Consider the following 23,307-nt stretch of genomic DNA (forward strand, 5'->3'; position numbering starts at 1 on the left):
GTTTCACGCGACAACAATCAGGGGAGTTCCTGATGCTGCGGAAGATCGTCAGTGATCGTGTACCACGGCGCTTTCGAGCCGACGAAGATATGGGCCGTTGGTCGTATCGATGGCGTATCGACCAGGCTGCCCAACGAGACATGCACGTATTCGCCGTCGCGCACCACGCAATACAAATGCGACCCACATCGCTTGCAGCGCGCGTCATGCCCGTTTTCTTCGCCGAATATCAACAGCGCGTCGCCGCCTTTGACGACGCTAAACTTGTCTCGTTCGATACCCGCTAATGGCTTGAACGCGGAGCCGGTGGCCTTGCGGCATTGCGAGCAGTGACAGTTAAGCGCGTAGAGAAAGCTGTCTTCTACGCAATAGTGCACATCGCCGCACACGCATTCGCCGGAGAGCATCCGATGGCCGCTCGCTGGTTGAAGGCTCACGCTCGCACCTCTTGGATTCAGATGTGGAAGCGTTCGACGGAATTGTCGAAGGCTCCACATCGAATCGTATCGCCAGCCCCGCGCCGACGCACAGTGCCAACAGTACAGAGCGGACTAAACCCCCGAAGACGAAGCGGTGCTTCGTCCCCTGGCGGTTGCGCGCAACTACGTTACTTGCGCAGCGCTTCAATCGCGCTGACGAGATCGCGTATGCCGAACGGTTTTTCCAGGCGCGGAAAATGCTGATACGCCGCGGGAATAAAATCGCCATCCATGCCGGTGATCAGCAGGATCGTGGTGGGCAACTCGCTCAACCGATCAATGACGGGATAGGCGGGGCCGCTGGGCAGCATCATGTCGATCAGCGCGACGTCGGGGATCTGTCCGCGTTCGAGCCATCCAAGCGCAGCGGGGATATCGTAAACGTGCCCGACGACGTCGATGCCGAAATGGGGCAGCGCATCCATCAGCGCGGAGGCGACCATCGGCTGGTCTTCGACGACAAAGGCTTTCAGTGACGGGGTAGGTTCGTTGGTCACGAGATTCCGAAATTAATAAGAGGGATAGCGATCGTGACGACAGCCGTGTCGGGCTGCTCACTACGGCACGACGATCATTTGATCCGAGTGAAATTCGGCGGGAAAAACGGTTATTTGCGCAATTTGGTCGCTGTGACGCCTCTTAGTCGTCGTTTAAGGTGGCTCGTAACGCTTCGGCCAGTTCCCGGATCGAGAACGGCTTGGCCAACAGGCGTGATTGCTCGTCGCCCGGCTGCGCGCGATCGATGATGTCGCGTGGATAGCCGCTCATCAGCAGCACGCGTAGCTCTGGATAGCGCTTCTGCATTTCTCGGGCGAGCGAGACGCCGCTGGGGCCGGGCATCACTACATCGGTCAGCAGGATCGACACTTCCGGGTGATCTCTCAACAGGCTTTCGGCGGCTTCCGCGCCGTCGGCTTGCAGCGCGGTGTAGCCCAATTCCTCTAGCGCGCCTTGCGCCAACTCGCGCACATCGGGGTCGTCTTCCACTACCAGCACCACATGCGGCAGCGCGGACAACTGTGTGGGCTGTTGCTCGGCGCGCGTATTCACCAGCGGCGCGCGCGGCAAATACAGCCGAATCGTAGTGCCAAGACCCGGCGTGCTGTCGATTTTTATGTAGCCGTTGGACTGCAATACAAAGCCGTGAATCTGGCTCAACCCCAAACCGGTGCCGCGACCCACCGCCTTGGTCGTAAAGAACGGTTCGAACGCGCGTTGTATCACTTCGGGCGTCATGCCGTGGCCGGTGTCGGACACCGCCACCATTACGTATTCGCCCGACAGCATGCCTTCGTTTTGATCGGCGTGTTGTCCGTCGAAATTGGCGTTGATGGTCAGGATGGTGAGTTGGCCACCGTCTTCCATGGCGTCACGACTGTTCACTGCCAGATTGAGCACGGCGCTTTCGAGTTGCGCCCGGTCGACATACGCCGGCCATAGCGATTCGCCGAGGCTAAGCCGAATAACGATGTTTTCGCCTAGCGTGCGCGAAAGGATGGTCGACATCTCGTGCACGCACGTATTGACGTCGATGGGCGCAGGGCGCAGCGCTTGCCGGCGTGAAAACGCGAGCAAGCGCTTGGTGAGGTCGCTCGCTTTGCCGGCGCCGAGCAGGGCATTGGCGATAAATTTTTCGGCATCGTCGATGCCGCGTTGCAATCGCAGCTGGGCAATTTCCAGATTACCAACGACGACGGCTAGCATGTTGTTGAAGTCGTGCGCGATGCCGCCCGTCAGCTGCCCGATGGTGTCCATCTTCTGCACATGACGCAGTTGCGTTTCGGTCGCCGCCTGCTGGCGCATCTGCTCGCGCAGTACGGCGTTCTTCAAGGCAAGCTCGGTCTGTTGCCGTTCTCCTTGCCGAAGCACGAGCAAGGCCAACACAAACGCGACCAGCGTGGCGACAATAATGGCGACCAGCAGCAGCTGCTGCTGGATGCGGAACTGATGCAGGCGCATCTGTTCCTGATTGCTTTGATCGCCGTCCAATTGACGCGTCAGCGTGCGGATCTGACTCATCAAGCTCAAACCCTGATCGTCATTGACGACGGCCAGCGCGCTCGCGGGACCTGAGGTGTCATAGAGCTGGATGGTGTGCTCCAGCTCCGCCATTTTCTGGCCGATCAGGGCATCAAGTTGGCCGATCCGCCGCATCTGCACATCCGACCACGCCGCGGACGTGCGCAGTTGCGAGCGGGTTTGATCCAGCTGCTTGCTCGCGTCGTGGTAGGGGACGAGGTAATCGGATTTACCGGTCAGCAGATAGCCGCGCTGGCCCGTCTCCGCGTCTTTGACTTCGCCGAACAACCGGTCGATGTCATGGCGCGCCTTGAGCGACTCGCTCGCCAGATCGTACACATGCGAACTGTTGAACGCGGCAACAATCGCCAATCCGCTCGCGATCAACAGCAGCAGAAAACCCGCCACGATTTCCATCCGAACGATCGAGATTTTTGGTCCACCTGCCATAGTTCAGCGCGCTTGGTCTTGATTGATCGGTTAGCGGAAGTGGGCCGTCACATGACGGGTGGGCGAGTGCGGCGTGCGACAAAGCCAAGGCGTACTGAAGGGCTGTCGTTATCGAAAGATGCGACCGTCGTGCGGACACACATGCGTGCGTCACGTCACGAGTAGGATGGACCCTTGAGAAACGAAGGCCGATCGACACGCCGCCCGTCGGTCGACGACCACGCATCGACACGTGGCGCAAACCAAAAAGCGCATGGCAAGCGAATTGGAATGGAGCCCGTTAAGACCGCTTGTCCATGCGTCCGAGATGGCAGCGTAAAACCGTGGCGCATGCATCCGCAGTCAGCAGCGACACGCGCCGTTATCTGCCAGGTTGCATGATGTGATCGCCGACGGCTTTACACGTCCATCGCCCTGTTCCGCGGGCAACGATAAAAGATCGTTATGCGCGCAGCAAGCGAACGAACTCGGCGATATGCAATTGGCGAGATATTGATCTGTCGCGTTAGACGTTTCGACGGATTGCAGGCAGAAAACCCGACAAATTGTCTCAATTCGAACGGAAAAAGTAAGCGCGACGCGCACCCACAAAACCAGCGCGCCGCTCGAATCGACGATTATGATCGCTTTGCGTTGAAAGCGCAGAATGCATTCACTCTTTTCCGCGCAAGTTGGTATCGAAAAAGGTGAGCACGCGCGTTCGATAGTCAGCCCCGACGTAGCTGTAGAGGTCCACATGTCTGGCGCCGTGTACCACCCAAAGCTCTTTCGGACTACTCGCTGCGCGAAACATCGCATACGACTCCGCCATCGTTGTATCGCGATCACGGTCGCCGACGATCAATAATTTCGGCATCGCCAGACGTCCGATGTGATCGATCGGGCGCAACTGATCGGCGTAAATATCCAGATGCGCATGCAGGGTCATCAGCAGCACAGGAGCCAACCATGGTCCAAGAGGCCCCAGGTGTATCGCTAATCTGTCTTCCGTCGCTTGACGGATCGTTGGATAGACTTGCTCCAACACGACGGCATCGACTTCGGGCTCTGCGAAAAGCGTGGCGGCTCCGCCCATGGACGTGCCAATAATCCCGACACGCTCGCCGGGTAGCCGTTGATGGATATATCGCAGGGACGCTTTTACGTCGTCCGCTTCGCGATAACCAAAGGAAATCGCGTCACCGGGGCTCTCGCCAGCCGCTTGAAAGTCGATCAATAACACCGAATAACCCGCTGCGTGCAGGAATCGCGCGCGATCGATCATGGCGCGCCGGTCGGCGCGTACGCCGTGCAGCAATAAAATTGCACCTTGCCCTTTCGTACCGGCGACCAACCAACCGTGGATCGGTTTGCCGTGGCTGTCGGATAAAGCAATCGCTTGCGCGGGAAGATCCGATGGTGGCGCTCCAACTGCGCTTCTTGCGGGGCTTATGAGATACGAGCCGGCGACCCATATGCCGATAAGTCCTAGAAATATCACCACCGCAAGAACTAATAACCATTTTGCGAGTCGCTTCTTGCGCATCGTCCATATCCTTGGTGGGTAGACCCGCTCCGGCATATATACAACGCTAATTACCGTCCATTACGCGGCGCGATTTACGGCCTCAACGCCATCGGTGTCCGTCAACGTAAATCGTTTCAGTGACCTAATACGGGCCATCTCAAGCCCGGTCTCGGCTCAATCATGGCATTCAACCCATTTATTATCGTCTTCTCTAGTCTTTAGACCTTGTCCTCGCGCACGGTGACTCGCACAACGCGTGAGCGCATTATTCAGGCGATAGCGAAGACGCACGGAGACCACCCATGGCCGAGCTGATTCTCACGACTTTCGATTGGGTTCCGGAAACGCCGCGCGGATACGTGCGCGACATTCGCGTGCGCTGGGCGCTGGAGGAGGGCAGGCTGCCCTATCGCGTCGAGAGCGTACCGTTCAATGCGCGCAATGCGGAGCATTTTTTACGACAACCCTTCGGGCAGGTACCGTGGCTGACGGACGGCGAACTATCGATGTTCGAGAGCGGTGCGATCCTGCTGCATTTGGGTCATCGCAGCAAAGCTTTGATGCCGACCGATCCACACGGATGCAGTGCGGCGACGGAATGGCTGTTCGCGGCGCTCAATTCCGTGGAAATGGCGAGCTTGCCTTGGGCCCTACTTTTATCTCTCGGCGACGCGAGCGAAACACCGTGGCGCACCTTGCTTGATGATTTCTTGAAAGCGCGACTCAAACATATGGAGCCGATTTTAGCGGAACGCGAATGGCTCGCCGGGCGTTTCTCCGTCGCGGATATCGCGATGGCGGATGTGTTGCGCCTGGTCGATCGGTTCGACGGATTAGCGACGTATCCGGGTTGTCGCGATTACGTCGCGCGCGCCACCGCCCGCCCGGCCTTCGTCAAAGCGCATGCGGATCAGATCGCGCATTTCGCTGCAGCGGACTAAAAAAAGGAGGCCCGAAGGCCTCCCTTTTTTCGTTGCGCGTAGATCAGGGCGAATTGGACAGCGTGGTAATCAGACCGGACGTCGGACTACCCCAACCTGTCACCAGATCGAAGCCCGTTGTCGCTGAATAGCTGCCGGACGTGCCGCTGGTGACATCGTGGAAATCCGTGGCGTAGGTGCTGGTGAGCGCACCGCCGGATTCGTTCTCGGGATACACGGTTGCGTTGAAGTTGCCGATGCGCGCCTTACCGCTGGCGACGCGCTGCTGATTGATTAACGCGATAAAGCCCGCCCACATCGGCGCCGCGAAGCTGGTGCCGCCGTAGCTGTTAGCCGTGCACGCGGATTGATCGGCGCACACGTAGAACGTGAAATTCGCATTGGCCGAGACATCGGGGCCATTGCGATACACCGTGGAACCCTTATTGCTCGCATTGATCACGCCTGAGATCTGCTGCCACGACGGAATGGCGATCTTGTCGGGCGAAATGCCGCCTCCGCTGTCGACCCAAGTCGTTTCCGATTTCCACGAACCGGCTGCGCCGTTGGTAATCAGATCGGTGCCGCCGACCGAGATGATGTACGCATCGTCGGCAGGCCATGCTTCGGCGTTACCGCTCGCCGTCCACGTCGAATTGTCGCCCGACGCGACAAAGAACGTCTGTCCTTGCGCGGCCATCTTTTCAAAGTACGGATCGAGCGTGGACGGATCGGCCGGGGTCCAACCCCACGAGCAACCGACCGTCGTCGGCAAGGGGCTGTGGGTCGTCATGGCGCTGATGATGGCGGTATCGGTGGAGCCGATATACATCGTCAAACTCGCCAAGCCCGGCGCCATGCCGAGCGCTTGCGTCATATCCAGCGTTTGCTCGGTATCGTCGCAATGGCGGCGCTTGGTGCAGGTGGTGCTGGTGCCGTCGGTCGACAACAGCGTGATCGGCACGTTGTTGGTTTGGCCGACATTTTTGTAATACGTCATGAGATCGGCGAGATTCGTGCCGACATACTCGAACAGCCCCAGGTTTTCGCCGGCGCCCGTAAGTGCCGTGCCGCCGTAATAGGCCGCACGCATATCGCTGCCCAGGAACGATGCCGACGGGCCCGAACCGGTGGTCGCATGCGTCACCACCGCGTCGGGACTGATGCCTTTGGCCGCCGCGTAGTCGCCCTTCTTGACGAACAACGGCTTGGGAATGGAGTAATTGTCCAAGCCCGACACATGCCATAGCGGAATCGCGAGCGATGTCGTGGGTTCGCGATCCGGACTGTAGAACGTGCGGTTTTCGGTGGGATGCTTATACGTGCGCATCTTCATATTGAACGCGGCTTCCACGGCAGACACCGGACCGGCGACTTGAATATCCATGCCGTCGCGGCTGCCGCCCGTCACCGTGAATCCATAGCGCGTGAGGTATTGCACCACCGTGTCGTAATCGTTCTGCGTGGGACCGAACCGTGCGGTAAATTCTTGCGGCGTCAGGTAGTGCTGGTAATTCGCGCTGGCGGGATTGGTGACGTCCGCGATAAACGCATCCAGCCCGGCTTTGTCGCGTAACGGCAGCACCACGTCCAATTGCATCGGCGTACTGGCGGGAAGACTGCCCGTCAGCTGCGCAGTTTGATGGCTTACCACGTCGCGCACATGATGCGTATAAACTTGCGCGGCCTGCGCCGCGGTTGTTGCCCCAAATGCGAGCGCGATGGCAAACGACAGTCCGTATGCCTTGCGCGTCAAGCCGTAAAATCCCTTTGCGAGCCTTGTTCCATTCGAATCTGTTATAGCCATTGGAAGCTACTCCTTAAGTAGTCATGACAATGAAGAATCGAGGAAACAACGATGAACTCCCCTCCCCAGGGGTGCCGAGTGGCTGCGGAAGCGTAGGGTCGCGTTCGTCACATTTCGGTGAACCCGACGCGGTTTGTCACGAGGCAAACGACTCGGCCGACATCACCTGACAAAAAAACGTGTTGGCAATCACGTTAAGCGCTTGCCTGCATGACCGCCACCGCATCGTACGGCAATAGGCGCGATGCGTGCTCGGGAGGTATTGGGGGGTGACGCAAGACCGAAGGTGAGCTACGCAAATAGCGCGAACGGGCCCTAAGACTTTTCCAGCGTACGTTTCATCGCGGCGATGCCCATCTCTACATTCTGGCCTACGGGCCCGGCGAGTTCGTCGGGCAAAACATCGGTGATCCACAGGACTCGCGCGCGACGTTCTCCCTCCGGAAAAACCTGGAACGATGCGTTGTGATGCGTGGCTCTGCCGCCGACGGATGCATACACAAAGCGCCGCGCTGCGTGATCGATCGTGACGATTAGCTCGCGAACCACCAAACCGTTGGCGAACATCACCGTGCGTGTGTCGCCTTCGCGTTTTGAATCGACGACGACACCCTGAAACAGACGCTGCTCCGCGCCGACATCGCTGATCGCAGCCCATACATCGACGGGATCCGCATCGAGCAGGATTTCCTTGCAAATCGAAGCCATGCCATGTCCCTCATGACGCGCGTCGCCCGGGCGAAGGCTATCACTTGATGCGCGTCAAAACGGCTTTGAATGCGGCAGCCCACGTCTTGCCGCCGTCGCGGGAATAGTCGATTTCATAGCGATGCCCATTAGCCGTGATATCGGACCATACGCCGCGCACTAACACGTTGCGTCCTTTGTAGCTCGTCGTACCGAAGAACTCGCCGCGGCCGTCCTTGAATGCGCCGATGGTCGGCGCCTCCATCTCACCCGAATCGCCGTCGATATACGTTTGGCTCCACTGCGCGGCCTTGGGGTTGTACACGAACAGCGTTGCGCCCTCCCAGTGGCCGCTTGGTCCGTCGGCTTCGATTTCTTCGAGCCAGGCGCGACCGTTCCAGACCGCTCGTGCGGTCTTGGTGCCGTCCAGGGTTTCCGTATGCGTGCCGCCGTCGAACGGATCGAGTATTTGCGTCGCGTGGGTATGCCAAACGCCGCGTGCGAAATCGAAATCGTGCGCACCATCGCGAGGCGCCTGGGCGTTTGCATTCAATGCCGCGCAGGTCATCGCGCCGATAAACATCGCACTGCGCAAGAACAGTTTCCACTTCATCGCCGTCTCCAAATACCCTGTGATGGGTAGACTTTAAGGAAATGCCGCCGCGCTAAATGGGCCAATTGGCGAAATTTGGCCTGGGCCACTTTTAAAGCGCGCGACGCAATGCTTTCAGGCCTTGCTCGATGCCTTTGAGATCGACGGCGCCATAGCCGAATACCAGGCCTTCCGATGTCGGTTCGCCGAAAAAGTAACGTTCGAACGAATGCAAATGCACGTTCGATTCGAGCAACCGCAAGCTGGCGCGTTTAAGGCGCTTCGATGTATTCGACAGCGCCGCCACGTGCATGCCGTAGTGCGATGGCATCGGCGATAGTTCGTCCGCGAAATCCGAGTGGAGGATTTCTTCGATCAGGTCGCGTCGTTTTCGATACACGTCACGAAGTTTGCGTACGTGCTGCGTCAGATATCCATCAGCGATAAAGCGGGCCACCGTCATTTGCGTCAGGGTCGGGCAATGCCAATCGAGGCAGTTTTTCGCCAGGGTCAGCGCGGACATCGCCCACTGTGGCGCGACCACGAATCCCAGGCGCAAGGCGGGCAACATGCATTTAGAGAACGTGCCGACGTAGAAGACATCGTCGACCGTTGCGTTGGATCGCAGTGCCTGCAGCGGCGTGCCGTCGTAGCGAAATTCGCCGTCGTAGTCGTCTTCGATAATGACGGCCCCGTGTTTGCGCGCGGCTTTGAGCAAGGCGCTTCGTCGTTGCGCCGACATCGAAACGCCGAGCGGAAACTGATGCGAGGGACACACGCAAACAACCTGCACCGACGCCGGCAACGCATCGACGATCAGACCTTCCGCATCCACCGGTATCGGCACGACCTTGGCGCCCGCTGCCAGAAACGCGGCGCGCATCGGCGGGTAGCCGGGATCTTCGATCGCAACCGTCGTGACGCCCGGCGTTGCCAAGACGCGCGCGAGAATATCGAACGCTTGCTGCGCGCCAGCAGTCACCAACACATCGTCCGGCTCGCATACCACCGCGCGCGAGATGCCGATGTGCGTCGCAATGGCTTCCCTCAAGGGATAGTGGCCGCGATTGCCTTGCGGACTTTTGAAGACCGGCGGTTTTAATTCCATGCGCCGCAGCTGTTTGGCGCTGACGCGACGAAATATTTCGAAGGGAAACAGGCGCGAGTCGACCAGCGCGGGTCGAAAATCCAGAAAGCCGGTTTCCTTCGAAGCTTTTGCAGGCTGACTGTCGTGCCAAAAGTTGAGCGACTGCGCGAGCTCAGGTCGCAGCCATTGCGCATTCAAGCGCGCATCGAGCGCTTGCCGAGAAGGCGCTCGCTCGCGCAGCGAACGCTTTTTCTTGGGCGCGACATAGGTTCCCGATCCCTGCCGGGACTGCACAAGCCCCTCGGTTGCCAGTCGGGTGTAAGCGCGGGCGACGGTATTTCTCGATACGCCGAAAAAAAGCGCCGACTGCCGTTCCGCAGGAAGCTTGGACCCGGCAACCAATCGGCCGTCGAGTATGGCGGCGCGCAATTGCTCGTAAACGGAATCCGCAGAACGGCGGCTTCCTTTGGAAGGCTGCTCGAACGCGATTTCGAACAGCTGGTTCGCACCCGCATCACGCGCCACCGCGAATTCCTCCGTCGAGACTTACGTGCGCAAAGTGTTCAGGCGGTCGCTGGCAATTGCGCACGCTTGCGCCAGTACACAATCGCTACCACAACCGCGACCAGCGCCAACATAAATCCGAATTCGTCGATGGCATACGGCGTAATTTGGCCTTGTTTGCCGGTGATCGGCGTCAGCCACAATTGAATGATCACGTTGTGGCTGCCGTGCAGAATCGCCGCGGGCCACACGCTGCTCGAGCGCAAGCGCAACCACGCGAACGGAAAGCTGATGCCGATCACCATCACCGCAAAGCACGACATGCCGAACCACCACGGCGTGCCGGCGTTGTAGTCGGCGAACAACAGTATCGGCAAATGCCAGCTCGTCCAGATCACGCCGGTGATGAGAGTGCCACCGGTAAAACCGTATGCGCGCGTGATTTCCGGCGTCAGGAAACCGCGCCAGCCGATTTCTTCGCCGAGGCCGGAAGCCGTGCCTTGAATCGTGCCCACAATGGCGTAGACAAGCAGCGAACCCAAGCCGAGCAGCCACATCGGTGCGTTCGTCCAGCCGAAATCTTTAGCCACCATCGCGAAAAACTGGGGATTGCCGAAGTGTCCCCAACCCGCGGTCCACACCACAATATATGCCACGCCGGCATACACAATCGGTAGCCAATACGCCATCAACGCCCAGCGCATACGCGGCCAGACAAAGCCCAGTTCGGCATACGGTTTGCCGGTGATGCGGCAAGTCAACAGCGCGGCCGTGGCGGGCGACCACATCAGGCCCATCACATACATGCCCTGCGCGCCGGCGAGGTGACCGCAGCCGATAATCAGCGCGTAAAACACCGAACTCAGCGCCAACACCAGCAACAAGTAAATGCCGATCCGCTTTTGCGGTTTCTCGATAGCCATGGTGCTGGTCTCCCCAGTTGATCGGTGTTTGATTACTTCATTGGCTAAGCGGGTTCGCGATGTTCAATGACGCTTGTCGCCGCCGGCGCATGCGCCGCAATCATCGTGCGCATAAATACGTTTAGCTTCGTGAGGTCGAAGGCCATGTTTTGCAGCGATACCATGATCTTGAAACCGGCCTTTTGCTCCAGCCATTTTCCGAGTTTGGTGGAAGGATGATGAAACTTCTCCGCGTCGCGTGGCATGCAATAAAGAAAGTAATTGCCCTTGAGCTGGGTGAACTCGAACGACCGAAGGTCTTGCCAGGCAATCAGGCCGTATCGCTTCGATCGAAAATCCTGGATGCCGCGTTCGTCGATCAAAACCTTTACGCGCCGATCGAAGGTGCGATAACCGAACAGGATGCTGGCGAGACCGAAAAGGACGGCGCAGTACCAGATATCCCACACCCGCAGAACCAATACAGGCAACGTAAACGCCATACATATCGCGAAAAGCACAGCATTGCGCCACAACGAATTGCGCAACTCGAAAACCTGCTTCATGGGACCCCCTGTCGTCCTTGTCGGAATACTGCGCTCGACTATTTGCCTGAAGGCTTATTCAATGTGACCGCCGCACGAATAAGCTTCTTGAACGCATCGGCGTTCAAGGTTTCGCCTTCGTGAATATCGATGGCGCGTCTGACATTGCCGTCCAGACTGGAGTTAAACAACTTGGCAGGATCTTTCAACGCGGCGCCTTTGGCGAAGGTCAGCTTGACGGCGTTTTTGTACGTCTCGCCCGTGCAGATCATGCCGTCGCAATACCACGTAGGCACGCCGCGCCATTTCCATTCTTCCACTACGGCGGGAGCGGCCTGTTTGATCAACGCACGGACTTGGGCAAGCATATCGCCGCGCCAGTCGCCCAGTTCCTTGATCCGCGCGTCGATCAGTTTGGAGGGTGATTCGGCCTTGGCGGCCGCGGCCTTCTTGGGCGTTGCGGTCTTTTTGGCTGTGGCAGTCTTCTTCACAGTTGCGGCTTTCTTGGCCGGTGCGCTCGTTTTCATGAACTGCAGATCCTTGGGCAGTGACGCGACGATGCAGAGAGGATGCGCTTGCCGCTCCGATTCTAATCGCTTGAGCCTCCAAAGGAATGGGCCATCGTTCGAGACGGGAAGTCCGGCCCCCAACGCTACGGACTTGCGTTCCGCATCATGCCTGCGGGCGGTAACGCTCGAGCGCATCGCCGAGCGCTTCCCTCAGCGGCGCCAGCTGCGCGTCGAATTTCATCCACTGATCGAGGCCGTCGCGGAAGATCGGGCGGCGCACCTGTTCGGAGCTGGCGGTGCGCACGCTGCGCTCGGTTTTGTGGAATTCCAAGCAGGCCGGCTCGAACGGCAGGTCGCAGAAATCGAGGATGCGTCGCACATTGCCTTCCAGGTCGTCGACCACGTCTTCGTGGTGGACGCGCAGCACGCGACCGGGTAGCGCTTGATCCCAGTGTTGCATCAGGTCGAGATAGGTGCAGTAGTAACGCGCGATATCCTCGATGCTGTAGGTAAACTCCTGGCCAGTCGCGAACAATTGCTTGATGTTGCTGAAGCAGCAGGCCATGGGTTCGCGTCGCGCATCGATGATCTTCGCGTTGGGCAGCATCAGGTGGATCAGCCCAAGATGCCGGAAGTTGTTGGGCATCTTGTCGATAAAATACGGCTTGCCGCTGCGATAGATGCGTGTGTCGCGCAAATATTTTTCGCCGAGCTTGCGGAAGTCTTCCGGCTGCATCTCGGCCAGTACGCCGGGATAGCGAGGATCGTCCAAATCGGGGTCGCGGCCCTGCAGGTCGAGCACAATGCGCGGGATATCGGCCAGCTCCTGCGTGCCTTCCACCAGCGAGTGCGAGGCGAGAATCTGCTCAATGAGCGTGGAGCCGGCGCGCGGCAGGCCGACGATAAAGATCGGTTCTGCGCTAGGTTCGCCAACGTTTGCGCGTGCCGTCAGGAATTCGCGCGTGCAAACCTCGATCTGTCGACGCGTATTGGTCTCGATGATTTCGGGGCGATAGCGGCTTTCGGAACGCTTGAGCGCATTGCCTTGCGCGTAGTATTGCCACGACTGCGCGTAGTCGCCCTGATCCTCGAACGCTTTGCCAAGCGCAAAACACAGGTGATAGCGGTCGATGAGCGATGTCGCAGGCGACGCCTCTTCGGCGCGCATGCGCGCGATCTCGTCACCCTGGAAGCGATAGGTCTTGAGATTGGCGAGGCTCCAATAAGCGTCGCCAAAGTTGGGGCGCGCCGTTGTCGCCGCGCGATACGCATCGATGGCTTCGGCTTGGCGCCCTTGCGTTTTCAACGAATGCGCCAGCGAGAGATGCAGATCGGCTGCGTTCGGTGCTTCCAATATCAATTTCTGATAGAGCGCGATCGCCCGGTCGTGTTCGCCCAGCCCAACGCTGGCGCTGGCGTATAGCGTGCGGTAGTCCAGATGATGGGGTTCCGCCGCGAGCAGCTTTTCGATTTCCTCGCACGCGCGCTGATAAAGATGCCGCTCGAATAATACGCAGGCATAGTCGTAGCGCGCCGAGCGATAGCCCGGCGCAACTTTCAGTACCGCTTCAAGCAGCAGCTCGGCGTCATCGAGCACATCGCGCGCCAGGCCGATGCGTGCCAGCAAGCGCATCCCTTCTACGTCGTTGCCGACCTTGAGCAGGTGCGCGCGGATGATGCGTTCGGCAGGATCGAGTTCGCCATCCGAGAAATGGCTGGTCGCCTGCACCACATCGATCGCCAGGCGCTTAAGCGTGGCGACATGTGCGCCGGCCATCGCGGCGTTGGCGTCGTCGCCGGTCATGCGATACAGACCTTCAAGCAGATTCCAGCTCGATGGCAATGCGGGGTTGATATTCACCGCGCGCAGCAACGCGTCGATCGCGCGCGGCGCATCGCGCATCACCACGTAGCAGTGACCGCGTTCTTCGTGCAGAAGGCTGTATTGCGGACGCAGCGCCTCGACGCGATCCAGCGTCTGTAAAGCAACATCGATCTGTCCTAGATAGCGTTGGGTGCGCGCGATCAGGTAGAGAATGTCGTAGCGATCCGGCGCCTCGGCCAGTAACGCCTGTGCGGCCGCCAACGCTTGCGCATGCTGCCCGTCGTTATGCAGCCGGTGGACGCGCTCGATATCGCGTTCCAGCGACAAGGGGGTTGGATCGATTGCCGTGGCATTCATAAATACGAAACCGTCAAATACAGAAAAGGGCGGGCTATCCGCCCGCCCCATTCTAGGTGCGTCTATATTTCAAAATCGCTTTGCAGCTTAGAACTTGAAGCCAACCTTGACGCCCAGCACGCGCGGGCGAATCGGCACTTCCGACTCGATAAACTGCGCGGAGGACGTAAACACGCTGGCGTGGTTGTTGGTCAGGTTGGTGCCGAACAACGACACGTCCCAATTGTCCTTGGACACGCCGATCGACGCGTCGGCGGTGGTGTAGCCGCCTTGCAGGTAACGCAGCTCAACCGTGGTGACATTGGTCACGCCCGCGCCGCTCGGATACGTGGCCGGCTGGTTGTACATCGAGCCGGTACGGTTGAAGCCGAGCTGTGCAAAGGCCTTAAAGCCCCCGTTGAAGGTCCACTCGTAGCGCGCGCGCATGTTGTACTGCGAGCGGGGCGAGAATGCCGGCGTGCTGCCGATTTCGCCGAACGGATTGGCGAACGAGGTTTCCGCGCCCACCGCGCCGGTTTCGATAATGCACTTGTTGAAGTTCGGCGAGCCCGCGATGTTGTTGTACAAGCACGGCGAGTTGGTCTGCTTGGCGTGATTGAGCGAACCGGAGCCCATGATGGTCAGGCCATCGGTTACGCGCGCCTGGAACTGCAGCTCGATACCGTCCACTTTGTAGTTCGGTCCGTTCACCGCGAAGGTGGTGTTGCCCAACACCAACGGGTTGAAGAACTGCATTTGGACGTTGTCCCAACGCATGTCGTAGACCGAGCCGTTGAACATCAAGCGGTCGTCGAAGAACGTGGTCTTGAAGCCCAGTTCGTTGTTGGTCAGCGTATCGGGCGCGTAGCTGATCGGCTTTTTGTACTGCGCCACGCCGTCGAGCTTCGCTACGCCGGATGTGGTGCGGTTGAAGCCGCCCGGACGGAAGCCCTGCGAGAAGGTGTAATACACCATCGCATTCGGCGTGATGTGCCACAGGATGTTCGCGCGGCTCTTAAAGCCGTGATACGTCTTGTGGTAATCCATCACCGTGTCGTTGCCCACGTACGTGCCGTTGGGAACGTTCACCTGCGCGGAGGTCGTGTAGAACTCCGTGCCGGTCTGCCATTCGGAGTAATGGTAGTAACGCGTGCCGCCGGTCACGGTCAGCACATCCGGAATGATGTCGTAAGACAGCGAAGCGAACGCCGCTTCCTGCTTGTAACCGCGCTGTTCCACTTCGCCGAATGCGGTGTTGTCGGGCAGCATCACGCCCGGCGAGGACATCGCATTGGCCACGCACGGATAACCGCCAGCCAACGCCGCGGTGAGATTGGTCGGCGTACAAGACGGAATCGTCTTGTAGTCGAAATCCATGTGGTCGTTGATGTTGAAATCTTCATAGAACAAACCGCCGGCCACGCGGAAGCGATAATCGTCCGGCGTGTTCAAGCGCAGCTCGTGGCTTTCATGCGTGCTGTTGACGTGGTCGTTCCAATAACCGATCGGCGAATAGCAAATCGGCTTGCCGGCGCTGGACAAGCCGGCCGACGTGCCGGTGCAGCTGTAGTACATGCCGCCGGCGCTGCGCGAGTAGTTGGTGTAATCCTGCTGCTCGCTGATATGGCGGTTGGTGTAGCCGCCGGTGTAAACCAGCGACAAGTCGCCGATCTGACCGTTCAACGTCCACGCGGTGTTGGTGTAGTGGTCGTTGTTATAACCGGGCACGAAGGCGGTGATCTGATCGACACCGAGCTTCTGGCCGTCTGCGCCGACCGGATAGGTGGAGGACTGACCTTTCGCGTCGAGGTTCTGATAGCTCTCGGCGATCAGGAAATTCCAGTTGTCGTTGATCTTCCACAGCGCCGACAAACGCGCGCCTTGATAGTCAACCGGATTCCAGTCGTTCTGCGCCACGCTGTAGTTGTTGGCGACGGGCGTCGCGCCCGCAGCGACGTACGGCGCCATCGCGCCGCCGCCGTCGGTGGGCTGACGCGTAAACGTGCTCGGCACGTTGTCGATGTAGCCGCCCTGATGATCGTTGAAGATCACGCCGCGCACGGCGAACGTGCCCGGAATGATCGGCAAGTTCAATACTGCGTTGGCCGAATTGTTCGGCGCGCCGCCATCGGTCACGCCCACGCTGGCTTCCGCGCTGCCGCCGAAGCGTTCGAGATTCGGCTTATTGGTGATGTAACGCACTGCACCCGCTTCGGCGCCACCGCCGAAGAGCGTGCCCTGCGGACCTTCCAGCACTTCCACGCGCTCCATGTCGGCCATGTAGATGTCGAGGTTGCGCGCGGGGAACTGCATCGACTGGTCGTCCAGATAGACGGCCACGTTCGGGAACGGTGCGATGGATGCGCTGGACTGGTTGCCCAGGAAGCCGGTGCTCAGACCGCGCATATAAATATTGCCCTGACCCGGGCCGTTAGCGGCGAAGGTTACGTTCGGCAAATATTTGATCAAGTCGTTGAACGACGTGATGCTCAATTGCTGCAGCGTGTTGCCGGTAAAGGCCTGCAGCGTGATCGGCACGTCCTGCATATCCTGCGCGGTGTGCTGCGCGGTCACGGTAACCGTGCCAAGCGTAGCCGCGTTGGATGCATTGGCCGGTTGTGCGGCGGTAGCCGGTTGCGTGGCCGCTGCAGGCTGCGTAGCCGGTGCGGGTTGGGTGGCGTCGTCCGCGTAGCACACGCGACTCATCGCGAGCGCGGCCAACACCGCGCAGGTGATTGGATTGATCTTCAAGATGCTATCCCCAAGAGGTTGTAGTCGCCGGGCGGCGCCGGCATGAATGCCTGTATTGCGACCCTTGAAAGGCTAGACAACCGCGATGAAACGCTTATGACGTGGGATAGCCAAGTTGGATAGCTGTCTATACCTGTTGCGCTTCGCGTTGTTTATGGCGGAACGTGCATATGGCAGCGCGATGAAATTTGCGCGTAGCGGCGATGACATGCGCGCACGAAATTGCGGTGCGTGAGAGTGTTGGAGGGTGGGAACGTTTACAGGTGGATCGCATAAAGCGATTGAAACGCTAGGGGAGAAAAAGCCGCAAATAGTGGGCTTTCGCGCAAGGCCCAACTCACCTCATGTCATTCCGGCGAAGGCCGGAATCCAGTCTAAATTTGCGTCCGAAGGACACCTAATTTTTAATAGGGAGTGCTTCGCACTTCGTATTTGAACTGGATTCCGGCCTTCGCCGGAATGACGGTGGGGCACGGTGATGCATTGAGGGAATGCAATCATCGCAATGAGCAGGAGGACTAGAACGCCCGCTGCCCATTCACCCAAACATTCCGCACGATCGGCAACCCATCGACATCGCGCATGCGCACCACATCCGCGCGCATCCCCGTCTTCAACGACCCGCGATCGTCAAAGCCCAGCGCCTTCGCCGGATTGCGACTCACCGTCGCCATCGCCTTGGGCATCGTCCAACCGGCCTGCTTATGCAGAATAAACGCGCCATGCAACAAACTGGCGGGCACGTAGTCGGATGAGAGCATATCCAAGCGATCGGTACGCGCCAGTTCCAGCGCCGCGACATTGCCCGAGTGCGAACCGCCGCGCACCACATTTGGCGCGCCCATCACGGTGGTGAGGCCGTGCTTGTGCGCAGCGTCGGCAGCTACCTGCGTGGTCGGGAATTCCGAAATCGTCACGCCGATGCTGCGCGCATGGTCCACCTGCTGCGTGTCGGTGTCGTCGTGGCTGGCCAGCACCATATTGCGGCCGTGGATCATCGTCAGCACAGCGCTTTCGTGTTTGGCGCTGTAATGCGCCTGTTGTTCGGTGCGGCGTTTTACGACCTCGGCGAATTCTTCTTCCGTCCAGGTCATATGGTTTTTGCTGTAGTACTTGCGGTATTGCTCGATATCGCGGTACTGGCGTTGGCCGGGCGTGTGATCCATCAGCGAGATCAGGCGCACGCTGCCGTGATCCATCAAGGGTTCCAGCGTTTCGAGCAAGCGCGGGTAGGCCAGTTCGCAACGCAAGTGAATCCAGTGATCGGCGCGCAATGCGCCGGTAGCCTGGCCTTCGAGAATCGCGTCGTAGGTGCTGCGCAAGGTATCGATGCGTACGCTTTCCTCTTCCACGTCGCCCACCGACAACGCATCGAACACGGTGGTGATGCCGGCGGCGACCACTTGCGCATCGTGCGTCAGCACGGCGGGGATCGACGGCCACAGCACGCCGGCGCGCGGCATCAGATGTTTTTCCAGGTTATCGGTATGCAGTTCGATCAAGCCCGGAACGATGTAGTCGCCTTCGCAGTCGATGGCGTTCGGCGCTTGCGTCGAGCCTTCGTCCACAAGGCGAATCATGCCGTTGCGCGCAATCAAAGTGCCGTGGATAACGCCTTCGTCGAGCACGATGCGGGCGTTGGTCAGAGCTAAATCGTTCATGGTGATCTCGGCGAAAAGTAAAATGATTTAAAAAGATTCAGGCCGCTTCGAGCGCTTCCATCGGGAACAGCCGCGTGGCGACGCGATCGCGCATGTCCTCGTCGTGGAAGATGCCGAGCACCGCCGAGCCGTCCGCACGTGCTTCAGCCAACAGCTGCGCGACGACGTTGCGGTTCTCGGCATCCAGCGATGCAGTGGGTTCGTCCAGCAGCAGAATCGGGCGCCGCACGATCAAGCCGCGCGCGATATTCACGCGCTGCTGTTCGCCGCCAGAGAACGTGCTGGGCGGCAAGGCCCATAGACGTTCCGGCACGTTCAAGCGACGCAGCAGATCGCTGGCGCGTTGGCGCGCTTCGTCGCCGTCCACGCCCATCTGCAGCAACGGTTCGGCCACGATATCCAGCGCCGGCACGCGCGGAATCACGCGCAGAAACTGGCTGACGTAAGCGAGCGTGCGACGGCGTACATCCAGCACTTCGTGCGGCGTCGCCTTGGCCAGATCGATCCAGCGCTCGTCGTGGCGCACATGCACGAGGCCGAAGCTCGGGCGATAGTTGGCGTAGATCACGCGCAGCAACGTACTTTTGCCCGCGCCGGAAGGGCCGGACAGCACCACGCATTCGCCCGCATGCAAACGCAGGTCAAGGCCGCGCAGCACGTTCAGGCGCGCGCCGTGCTGGTGGTGCAATTCAAACGACTTGCTAAGGTCGCGCAGTTCGAGCATCAAGGCGGCGGTCATGTCGTCAGCACCGAAGAAACCAGCAGTTGCGTGTACGGATGTTGGGGGTCGTCGAGGATTTGATCGGTGAGTCCGGTTTCGACCACGCGCCCGCCTTGCATCACGATCGTGCGTGCGGCGAGCAGGCGCGCCACGGCCAGGTCGTGCGTCACCATCACGGCGGCCAGGCCCAGTTCGTTCACCAATCGGCGCAACAGATCCAGAATGCGCGCCTGTACCGAGACATCGAGACCGGCGGTGGGTTCGTCCATAAACACCAGCCGCGGTTGCGTCACCAGCGTGCGCGCAATTTGCAGACGTTGCTGCATCCCGCCGGAGAAACTCGTCGGCGCATCGTCGATACGCGAGGGATCGATCTCCACGCGCTCCAACCACCCGCGCGCAATGTGGCGAAGCTGCGCGTAGTTGCGCATACCCAGCGCCATCAAGCGTTCGGCGACATTTGCGCCGGCGCTGACATTGAGGCGCAAACCGTCGCGCGGATTCTGCGTAACGAAACCCCATTCCTCACGCGCCAGGCGGCGGCGATCCGCTTCGCTCAACGAACCCAATTCCAGCCAATGACCGCTGCGTTGGCGATAGCGCACCGAGCCGGCGGTGGGCGACAGTTGGGCCGCCACTGTATTGAGCAAAGTCGACTTGCCGGAGCCGGATTCGCCCACGATGCACAGCAATTCGCCCGGATGCAGCTCGAAGCTCACGTCCTCGCAACCGATGCGCTGACCGTAGTGGCGACTCAATCCGCGTACTTGCAACAGTGCGCTCATGCTTGGGCCTCCAGGCGGCGGCCGCTGCAGAAATCGGTGTCCGAACACACAAACATGCGCGTACCGCGATCGTCCACCACCACTTCGTCCAAATAGCTTTCGCCGGAGCCGCACAGTTCGCAGTGGTGTTCCCAACGCTGGATCTCGAACGGATGATCGTCGAACGCCAGGCTCTCCACATGCGTGTACGGCGGTATGGCGTAAAGACGCTTCTCGCGTCCGGCGCCGAACAGCATCAAGGCCGGCGAACGATCGAGTTTGGGATTGTCGAATTTCGGAATCGGCGAGGGCGATGTAAGAAAGCGTCCATCCACCAGCACCGGATAGTCGTAGCTGGTGGCGATGTGTCCGTACTGGGCGATGTCTTCGTACAACTTCACATGCATCAATCCGTAATCCGCCAGGGCGTGCAAGGTTCGCGTCTCGGCTTCCCGAGGTTCCAGGGTGCGCAGCGGTTCGGGCTCGGGCACCTGGAACACAAGAATCTGATCTTCGCGTAGCGATGTTTCAGGAATGCGGTGACGCGTTTGGATCAGCGTGGCGTCGGCGGTGTGTTCCGTGGTGACCACTCCCGCGACGCGGCCGAAAAAGCGGCGGATATTCACCGCGTTGGTGGTGTCGTCCGCGCCTTGATCGATCACTTTCAAAACATCGTCAGGTCCAAGCAAGGCGGCAGTCACTTGAATACCGCCCGTGCCCCAGCCGTACGGCAAAGGCATTTCGCGACTGCCGAACGGTACCTGGTAACCGGGAATCGCCACGGCTTTCAGCAACGCGCGGCGCAGCATGCGTTTGGTGTCTTCGTCGAGGAAGGCGAAGTTGTATGTCATGGGTTTTGCACCTCAAGCGACTCCCTCCCCTGTGAAGCAGGGGAGGGTTGGGGTGGGGTTGTGGTGTCTTGCGATGCCGTTGCATCGGAGCACCCCCTCCCAGCCTCCCCCTGTTGCACGGGGGGAGGAGCGGTGTTGTTTGCGTCGCCTATGTGTTTCGCCGCCAGTGTGCGCAGCAACGACAACTCCGCTTGAAAATCGACGTAATGCGGCAATTTCAAATGCTGCACAAAGCCCGAGGCTTCCACGCTGTCCGAATGCGACAGCACGAATTCCTGATTCTGCGCGGGCGCATAGTTCGGCTCCGCCAACTCATCGCAACGCAGCGCGCGATCGACCAAGGCCATCGACATCGCCTTGCGCTCGCCTTCACCCATGCACAAGCCGTAGCCGCGTGTGAATTGCGGCGGCAGGCTATTGCCGCCGTGAAATTGATTGATCATCTGGCATTCCGTCAGCACGATCGAACCGATCTCGATGGCAAAACCCAGTTCTTCCGGACACACCAGCACATCAACTTCGCCCATGCGGATTTCGCCGGCGAACGGATGGCTCTCCGCGTAACCGCGCTGCGTGGAATACGCCATGCTCAGCAGAAAACCTTCATCGCCGCGCGAGAGATTTTGCAAACGCGTGGCGCGATCGGCGGGGAAGGTGAGCGGTTCGCGGGTGAGATCGATCGGCTCCGGATCGCTGCCGGGATCAATGCGTTCGATCAAGGCTTCAGCGTCCAGCAGATCGAGCACGCGCGGCATATTCGGCGGCAGCGGCGCATCAGCCAGCGCAATATTGGTCACCGGCACCGCATCGAATTCGAGCAAACGCTGCGTGTAATCGTAGGTGGGGCCTAACACCTGGCCGCCAGGAATATCCTTGAACGTGCCCGACACGCGGCGACGCACACGCATCGCCGTGGTATCCAGCGGCTGCGTGTAACCGAAGCGCGGCAACGTGGTGCGATACGCGCGCAGCAGAAAAATCGCTTCCAGCATATCGCCGGCGGCTTGGCGAATCGCCAGCGCGGCGAGATCTTCGTCGTATAGCGAGCCTTCCTGCATCACGCGCGCCACGCCCAAGCGCAGCTGTTCGCGAATCTGCGCAAGCTCCAGCTCCGGCACGGCGCGATCGCCGCGGCGCGCTTCGGCCAACAATTCCAGCGAACGAGCGATCGCTAGTTCACCGCCTTTTACGGCTACGTACATTCAACCCTCCAGCAGGCGCGTCGTGCGCGGCAAGGCCAGCACGTGCTGCCCGGCGACGAAATACAGATCGATGCCGAGCGGAAGCTGCGCGGCGAGTGCGGCACGTTGTTGCCAGAAATCGGCGGGTAATCCGTCGATGGCGACGGTCTCGGTGTCGCGGATGCCGGGACCTGTGAATGTGCTCCCTCCCCTGCGTGCAGGGGAGGGTTGGGGTGGGGTTGCGCTGTCTTGCGACAAGGCAGCATCAGAGCACCCCCTCCCAACCTCCCCCCCGGATCGAGTCCGGGGCAGGCTCTGCAAGCAGGGGGAGGAGCTGATCGCGGCGACTTGAATAATCAAACTCGCCGACCGATCCGGATAACGCGGATCGCCCAAGGCAAACGTTTCCAGCGGCGGCATCGACATCGGATCGGTGATCAACGCAAAGTCCGCCTGCTTGTGCGCTTCCACCAGCTTCAAACCGGCGTGAAAGCGCACATGGCGAACGGCTTCGTCTTCAGGTTGCTGTAGCCATACAGATGTCGTCGCATCGCACAGCGTCAGCACAATCGCCATCGCTGCGGATGAAATCGGCGCAGGCGAGGGCGGCAGTATTGGCAGCGCACGCGGCACGGCGGGACGCGCCATCGCCTGCAACAACTCACGGAAGGTGCGTTGGCTATCGAACACGGGATGGGCAAAGGCGGCCAGCATCATTCGCCCCGCACCACGGTGAAAAATTCCACCTTGCTCGCCGCCGCCTTGCGGCTGGCATCGTCGCGACGACGATCCAGCGAACGGCGCAGCGGCTCGATCACATGCAGGGTCAGCTGCGTGGAGTAGCCGTCGTCTTGCAGCATCGCATCGGCGAGCGCGGCCAGTTCGGCGTGGCGGGTATTGCTGCCGCGCACCCACGCGTGGCCGATATGGCCGCCGGCCTGCACGCTGCAGCGGGTCACGGTGATCTCGCCGAAATTGAACTGCGGACCGGCGCCGCCGACCCGGCCGCGCAACATGTATAGACCCGTCTGCGCAGGGCGCAGCCAGGAGGTGTCGGCCGGCGGCGCAAAGGCGTTCATCGCCTGCGCCAGCTCGGCCGGATCGGCCTGCGCCAGCAGCGACATCCAGTCGGCGCGCGCCAAGTGAGGGGAAATGTCCATCGGTGTTCCTAGGCTTGTCACAAATGTCTAGTTATCTAGACAGGCTGGG

21 protein-coding genes are annotated in these 23,307 nt (G+C 59.9%); 1 reads left to right on the top strand and 20 read right to left on the bottom strand.

The window, feature by feature from the left end:
- Positions 1–17: 17 nt before the first annotated feature.
- The 4 genes from L0U79_RS03195 to L0U79_RS03210 all read right to left on the bottom strand — a co-directional run bounded on the left by L0U79_RS03195 (position 18) and on the right by L0U79_RS03210 (position 4,473).
- Positions 18–437: a GFA family protein gene (locus tag L0U79_RS03195; RefSeq protein WP_233840447.1), complete on the bottom strand. Its 420-nt coding sequence runs from the start codon at positions 435–437 to the stop codon at positions 18–20.
- 170 nt (positions 438–607) lie between these two features.
- A complete protein-coding gene (locus tag L0U79_RS03200; protein WP_233840448.1) occupies positions 608–976 on the bottom strand; it encodes a response regulator in 369 nt (122 codons plus the stop codon).
- Positions 977–1,118: 142 nt separating this feature from the next.
- Positions 1,119–2,915: a CHASE3 domain-containing protein gene (locus L0U79_RS03205; protein WP_233840449.1), complete on the bottom strand. Its 1,797-nt coding sequence runs from the start codon at positions 2,913–2,915 to the stop codon at positions 1,119–1,121.
- 685 nt (positions 2,916–3,600) lie between these two features.
- A complete protein-coding gene (locus L0U79_RS03210; protein WP_233840450.1) occupies positions 3,601–4,473 on the bottom strand; it encodes an alpha/beta fold hydrolase in 873 nt (290 codons plus the stop codon).
- Positions 4,474–4,757: 284 nt separating this feature from the next.
- Here L0U79_RS03210 and L0U79_RS03215 point away from each other — a divergent pair, with 284 nt between their 5' ends.
- On the top strand, positions 4,758–5,396 hold the full coding sequence (locus tag L0U79_RS03215; RefSeq protein ID WP_233840451.1) for a glutathione S-transferase family protein: 639 nt from the start codon (positions 4,758–4,760) through the stop codon (positions 5,394–5,396).
- Between the two features lie 43 nt (positions 5,397–5,439).
- Here L0U79_RS03215 and L0U79_RS03220 read toward each other — a convergent pair whose 3' ends face one another.
- The 16 genes from L0U79_RS03220 to phnG form a co-directional block, all read right to left on the bottom strand.
- Positions 5,440–7,131 (bottom strand): S53 family serine peptidase, encoded by a 1,692-nt coding sequence (locus tag L0U79_RS03220; RefSeq protein WP_233840452.1) that lies wholly within the window; start codon positions 7,129–7,131, stop codon positions 5,440–5,442.
- 366 nt (positions 7,132–7,497) lie between these two features.
- Entirely contained in the window at positions 7,498–7,890 is a 393-nt protein-coding gene (locus L0U79_RS03225) for an SRPBCC family protein (protein ID WP_233840453.1), read from the bottom strand.
- A 40-nt stretch (positions 7,891–7,930) separates the two neighbouring features.
- Entirely contained in the window at positions 7,931–8,482 is a 552-nt protein-coding gene (locus L0U79_RS03230) for a hypothetical protein (protein WP_233840454.1), read from the bottom strand.
- A 91-nt stretch (positions 8,483–8,573) separates the two neighbouring features.
- On the bottom strand, positions 8,574–10,073 hold the full coding sequence (locus tag L0U79_RS03235; protein ID WP_233840455.1) for a PLP-dependent aminotransferase family protein: 1,500 nt from the start codon (positions 10,071–10,073) through the stop codon (positions 8,574–8,576).
- A gap of 38 nt (positions 10,074–10,111) precedes the next feature.
- Positions 10,112–10,975, bottom strand: a complete 864-nt coding sequence (locus L0U79_RS03240; protein ID WP_233840456.1) for a type II CAAX endopeptidase family protein — start codon at positions 10,973–10,975, stop codon at positions 10,112–10,114.
- 44 nt (positions 10,976–11,019) lie between these two features.
- The gene (locus tag L0U79_RS03245; RefSeq protein WP_233840457.1) at positions 11,020–11,520 is read right to left on the bottom strand and encodes an STM3941 family protein; all 501 of its coding nucleotides are present in this window, start codon (positions 11,518–11,520) and stop codon (positions 11,020–11,022) included.
- A 38-nt stretch (positions 11,521–11,558) separates the two neighbouring features.
- The gene (locus L0U79_RS03250; protein ID WP_233843820.1) at positions 11,559–11,912 is read right to left on the bottom strand and encodes a DUF1801 domain-containing protein; all 354 of its coding nucleotides are present in this window, start codon (positions 11,910–11,912) and stop codon (positions 11,559–11,561) included.
- Between the two features lie 259 nt (positions 11,913–12,171).
- Positions 12,172–14,190 carry a tetratricopeptide repeat-containing sulfotransferase family protein gene (locus L0U79_RS03255; protein WP_233840458.1) on the bottom strand — a complete coding sequence of 673 codons (2,019 nt, stop codon included), beginning with the start codon at positions 14,188–14,190 and terminating at the stop codon, positions 12,172–12,174.
- Between the two features lie 87 nt (positions 14,191–14,277).
- Entirely contained in the window at positions 14,278–16,920 is a 2,643-nt protein-coding gene (locus tag L0U79_RS03260) for a TonB-dependent receptor (RefSeq protein ID WP_233840459.1), read from the bottom strand.
- A gap of 518 nt (positions 16,921–17,438) precedes the next feature.
- Positions 17,439–18,581, bottom strand: coding sequence for an alpha-D-ribose 1-methylphosphonate 5-triphosphate diphosphatase (locus L0U79_RS03265; RefSeq protein WP_233840460.1), 1,143 nt, complete (start codon positions 18,579–18,581; stop codon positions 17,439–17,441).
- 37 nt (positions 18,582–18,618) lie between these two features.
- The gene (gene phnL, locus L0U79_RS03270) at positions 18,619–19,320 is read right to left on the bottom strand and encodes a phosphonate C-P lyase system protein PhnL (protein WP_233840461.1); all 702 of its coding nucleotides are present in this window, start codon (positions 19,318–19,320) and stop codon (positions 18,619–18,621) included.
- Positions 19,317–20,087 (bottom strand): phosphonate C-P lyase system protein PhnK, encoded by a 771-nt coding sequence (phnK, locus tag L0U79_RS03275; protein WP_233840462.1) that lies wholly within the window; start codon positions 20,085–20,087, stop codon positions 19,317–19,319. Before phnK ends, phnL begins: the two co-directional genes overlap by 4 nt.
- A complete protein-coding gene (locus tag L0U79_RS03280) occupies positions 20,084–20,917 on the bottom strand; it encodes an alpha-D-ribose 1-methylphosphonate 5-phosphate C-P-lyase PhnJ (protein WP_233840463.1) in 834 nt (277 codons plus the stop codon). The genes phnK and L0U79_RS03280 overlap by 4 nt, the downstream gene beginning before the upstream one ends.
- Positions 20,914–22,119 (bottom strand): carbon-phosphorus lyase complex subunit PhnI, encoded by a 1,206-nt coding sequence (locus L0U79_RS03285; RefSeq protein ID WP_304488645.1) that lies wholly within the window; start codon positions 22,117–22,119, stop codon positions 20,914–20,916. Before L0U79_RS03285 ends, L0U79_RS03280 begins: the two co-directional genes overlap by 4 nt.
- Positions 22,120–22,815, bottom strand: a complete 696-nt coding sequence (phnH, locus tag L0U79_RS03290; protein WP_233840464.1) for a phosphonate C-P lyase system protein PhnH — start codon at positions 22,813–22,815, stop codon at positions 22,120–22,122.
- On the bottom strand, positions 22,812–23,258 hold the full coding sequence (gene phnG / locus L0U79_RS03295; protein WP_233840465.1) for a phosphonate C-P lyase system protein PhnG: 447 nt from the start codon (positions 23,256–23,258) through the stop codon (positions 22,812–22,814). Before phnG ends, phnH begins: the two co-directional genes overlap by 4 nt.
- Positions 23,259–23,307: the final 49 nt, after the last annotated feature.

This window comes from Dyella sp. 2HG41-7 (genome assembly GCF_021390675.1).
Classification (GTDB): domain Bacteria; phylum Pseudomonadota; class Gammaproteobacteria; order Xanthomonadales; family Rhodanobacteraceae; genus Dyella_B.